Consider the following 4288-nt stretch of genomic DNA (forward strand, 5'->3'; position numbering starts at 1 on the left):
GCATCCTGTTCGGCCTGTTCACGCCGACCGAGGCCTCGGCCGTCGCGGTGATCTACACCGTGATCATAGGCGCGGTGGTCTATCGCACGCTCGGGACCTCGCGTTTCCTGGCCGCCGCCGCCGGCGCGGTGAAGACGGCGGCCATGATCATGCTGATCATCGGCTGCGCGGCGATGTTCGGCTGGCTGCTGGCGCTGCTCGAAGTGCCGGGCCAGCTCGCCAGCGGACTCAGCGGTCTTCCCGCGCATCCGGTGGTCATCTTCCTGCTGATCAATCTGCTGCTGCTCCTGCTCGGCACCTTCATGGACATGGCGCCGCTGATCATCATCACGACGCCGATCTTCCTGCCGGTGGTGATGGCGCTCGGCATGGACCCGGTCCAGTTCGGGATCATCATGATGCTGAACCTTGGCATCGGCCTGCTGACCCCGCCGGTGGGCTCTGTCCTGTTTCTCGGCTCGGCCCTCGGCAAAGTGCCCGTTGAGGAAACGATCCGTGCAATCTGGCCGTTTTATCTCTGCCTGATCGCGGTGCTGATGCTCATCACCTTCTTCCCGCCGCTGACCCTGTGGCTGCCCGGCGCATTCCGCTAGGCAGGGGTCAGCCGCCCGGCACGAGCCCCGCCGCGACAAGCTGCGCCGATGGCGGCCACACGCCCTCAGCCCGGATCGCCATGAAGGCGTCGTCGGCCGCCTCGAGTGTAAAGTCGATATCCGCCTCAGTCATGGCAGCGCACAGGAACATGTTGTGCCAGGGGTGGAAGTAGACACCGCGCTTCACCAGCGCGGCGCTCCAGGCATAGCCTTTACCGAGCCCGGGATCGTCCTCGAACAGGATCAGCGGCATCTGCACCGGCCCGGTCTGGCGAAGCCCAAAGCCGTGCCGCGACGCCACCGAGTCCAGCCCGTCGCGCAGCCGCTGGCCCAGCGCGACGGTCTGCTCCAGATAGTCCGTTTCGCGGATCAGCTTCAGCGTCGCCAGCGCCGCCGCCATTGGCGCCGCAGAGAACCAGAACGAGCCCGTCACATAGATCGAGGCCGCCGCTGCCCTCGCCTTGTCGCCGCCGAGCAGCGCCGAGATCGGATGGCCATTGGCAATCGCCTTGCCCCAGCAGGAGAGGTCCGGCGCCACGCCGATACGCGACCAGCTGCAGTCACGCGCCAGCCGGAAGCCCGCCCGCACATCATCGACAATCAACAGAGCGCCGGTTTCGTCGCAGATCTCCCGCGCGCGCTTCGCATAGGCAGGGTCCGGATCCTCTTGATCCACAAAGGTGTCGTGCCGGAACGGCGCGGCGAAGATCGCGGCGAGATCATCGCCCGCCTCGCGAACCGCGGCTTCGAGGCTCTCCACATCATTGTAAGTGCAGAAAACCTGCCCCGCCCGGTCACCCTTCGCCACGCCGCGCCGCACCGGCGTGCACCAGGGCGCTGCGCCGTGATACGCGCCCTTGGCCAGAATGATCGTGCTGCGCCGCGTATGGCTGCGCGCGGTCATCATCGCCATCGTGGTCGCGTCCGTCCCATTCTTGCAGAACATCGCCCAATCGGCATGGCTCACCATCGCAGTCATCTGCTCGGCGAGATCCACCATCAGGCCGGACGGCCCGGTCATCGTGTCGCCGCGCGCCAACTGGCCGGTATAGGCCGCATCGATGCCGTCATGGCCGTAGCCGAACAGGTTCGGGCCATAGCCGCACATGAAGTCGAGATAGCGGTTGCCATCCGCGTCCCAAAGATGCGCGCCGGAGGCCTTTTCGAAGAATTGGGGATAGTCCTCCGGCAGCAGCCGCGCAGACTGGTGGCCATACATACCACCGGGGATCACCGCCTCAGCGCGTACGCGCAGCGCCTTGTCCTCTGAATTGGTCCACATCTGATACCCTCCCGCCGCGGGCTGATGCCCGTCTGCCTCGCGGCCAGCCTATCGGCGGCGGCACCCGGTGCAAAGCAGGAATCTGCCAGCGGCCGAGGTTGATCCGCAAGGCCCTGCCGCGTTAGCCTGCCGGCGCAGCGTCAACCCAAAAGGAAGATGATGAAAACACAGCACACAGACATTGCCATTCTCGGCCTCGGCGCGATGGGCCTCTCCGCCCTGCATGTTGCGGCGCAAAGGGGCCTCACCGTGCTCGGCATCGACCAGTTCGACCCGCCGCATATTCAAGGCAGCTCGCATGGCGAAACCCGCCTCATCCGCGAAGCCTATAGCGAGGATGCGCGCTACATTCCCCTCATCCGCCGCGCGCTAGACCTCTGGCGCCAGCATGCCGCCGAGATGGACGGCGACATCTTCCATGAAACCGGTGTCCAGTATTTTGGCCCGGCCGATGACCCGCGCATTCAAGCCACCCGCGCCTCCGCCGCCGCCTATGACATTCCCCTCACCCAGACCGGCCCGGACACGTCAGACGGCAAAGCCCCGTTCGAGCTGCCCAAGGGCTGGGACCATTTCCATGAAACACGCGCCGGCTATCTCGGCGTCGAAACCTATCTGAGTCAGGTGCGCCAGCGCGCCGAAGCAAAGGGCGCCACATGCCTGACCGGCCGGACCATCCGCACCGCCGCGCATAAAAATGGCCGCTGGCGTATTGAACTCGACGACCGGTGGATCGAGGCGGAGACAGCCATCTTCACCGCCGGCCCCTGGTCGCACGAACTCATCCCGGAGCTTCAGAAACACCTCGTCCTGGAGCGCAACACGCTGCACTGGCTGGAAGCCCCGGCAGACGACAGGTTCACGCGCGCGCCCGGCTTCCGGCCCTTCGTCGCTCACCTGCCACGCAACAAATGGATCTATGGCTTCCCGGCCAACGAGGACGGTCTCGTCAAGATCGCGGAGCACAGCACCGGCGAACGCTTCAGCCGCTGGCAGGACATGGACCGCGCCATTCGCGACAAGGACCGTTCGCGGATCGAAGACTTCTGCCGCACTTATGCGCCGTCGCTAGGCCCCATTCGAAAATCCGTGACCTGCATGTATACCATGTCGCCAGACGGCAACTTCATCATCGACCGGCATCCGCAGGACAAGTCCGGCGTCCTCGCCGCCGGATTGTCCGGCCACGGATACAAGTTCGCGCCCGTGATCGGCGAGATCCTGGTCAAACTGGCGATGCAGGAAGACCCCGGCTTCGACCTCTCCCTGTTCAGCCTGTCTCGCTTTGCGGGGCAGCCGGCTCAGAGCGCATAATAGGTGGGCGATCCGGGCCCGACCGGAATGCCGAGGACAAAGGTCCAGAGGAAGAAAAAGCCAGACCAGAACAGCATGAAAAAGATTGAGTAAGGCAGCATCATCGCGATCAGCGTGCCGACACCGAGTTTCTTGTCATAGCGGGTGGCCCAGGCGAGGATCAGGCCGAAATAGCTCATCATCGGCGTGATGATGTTGGTCGAGGAATCGCCGATGCGGTAGGCCGCCTGGATGACTTCCGGGGAATAGCCGATCAGCATCAGCATGGGCACAAAGATCGGCGCCGTCACCGCCCATTGCGCGGAAGCCGAGCCGAGCGACAGGTTGATAATCGCGCACATCAGGATGAACAGGAAGAAGACGAGCGGCCCGGTCATGCCGGAATCCTGAAGGAACTGCGCGCCCGTCACCGCCGTAATCGCGCCCAGATTGGTCCAGTTGAAGAACGCCACGAACTGCGCCGCGAAGAACACCAGCAGGATATACAGCCCGAGCGAGCCGATCGCCGCCGCCATCGCGTCGATGACATCCGTGTCCGTTTTCATGACACCGACAGCCCGCCCATAGGCATAGCCCGCCACGACGAAAAAGATCAGGATCCAGACGACAAACCCGCCGAAAAACGGCGAGTCGATCCGGTCGCCAGTGTCTGGGTTTCGCAGCACCCCCCAGTCCGGCACCAGCGTCAGCGCCATCAGGCCGAACACGCCCAGGATCGCGATTCCGGCCCAGAGCAGCCCCTTCTTCTCCTCGCTCTTGAGCGGCTCCATCATCCGCTCGTCCAGAATGGTCGGGTCGGCGCGCGAGGGGTCATAAGGCCCGAGCTTCGGCTCCACGATGAAGATCGAAACGAGCGACCCGATCAGCGTCACGAGGAAGGTCGACCCCGCCATGAAATACCAGTTTGCCGTCGCCAGCACGACATAATCGGGATCAATCAGCCGCGCCGCTTCCTGGGTGATGCCCGCCAGCAGCGGGTCGATCGTGCCAATCAGAAGGTTTGCGCTGTAGCCGCCGGAAACACCGGCGAACGCCGCCGCCATGCCGGCCAGCGGGTGTCGGCCGAGCGCATAATAAATCGCCCCTGCCAGCGGGATCA

General features: G+C 64.4%; 4 protein-coding genes. 2 read left to right on the forward strand and 2 right to left on the reverse strand.

The features are described 5' to 3' along the window. Nucleotides 1-593 (forward strand): TRAP transporter large permease subunit (locus tag ACK4SV_RS15935; protein ID WP_409918830.1); only part of this gene is annotated, 593 nt, incomplete at its 5' end. A gap of 7 nt (nt 594-600) precedes the next feature. Here ACK4SV_RS15935 and ACK4SV_RS15940 read toward each other — a convergent pair. Continuing rightward, the gene (locus ACK4SV_RS15940; RefSeq protein ID WP_409918831.1) at nt 601-1875 is read right to left on the reverse strand and encodes an aminotransferase class III-fold pyridoxal phosphate-dependent enzyme; all 1275 of its coding nucleotides are present in this window, start codon (nt 1873-1875) and stop codon (nt 601-603) included. Between the two features lie 159 nt (nt 1876-2034). Between ACK4SV_RS15940 and solA the strand changes: the two genes are divergently transcribed. Continuing rightward, complete coding sequence (solA, locus tag ACK4SV_RS15945) at nt 2035-3189, forward strand: N-methyl-L-tryptophan oxidase (RefSeq protein WP_409918832.1); 1155 nt, start codon at nt 2035-2037, stop codon at nt 3187-3189. Here the strand turns inward: solA and ACK4SV_RS15950 are convergent. Beyond that, on the reverse strand, nt 3177-4288 hold a 1112-nt coding region (locus ACK4SV_RS15950; RefSeq protein WP_409918833.1), incomplete at its 5' end, for an AbgT family transporter. The two genes, solA and ACK4SV_RS15950, sit on opposite strands and share 13 nt — an antisense overlap.

The organism is Hyphomonas sp. (assembly GCF_046313735.1).
Classification (GTDB): domain Bacteria; phylum Pseudomonadota; class Alphaproteobacteria; order Caulobacterales; family Hyphomonadaceae; genus Hyphomonas.

Coding starts and splice junctions, on each gene's coding strand:
- ACK4SV_RS15940 (WP_409918831.1), bottom strand. CDS start 1,875: ATGTGGACCAATTCAGAGGACAAGGCGCTGCGCGTACGCGCTGAGGCG.
- solA (WP_409918832.1), top strand. CDS start 2,035: ATGAAAACACAGCACACAGACATTGCCATTCTCGGCCTCGGCGCGATG.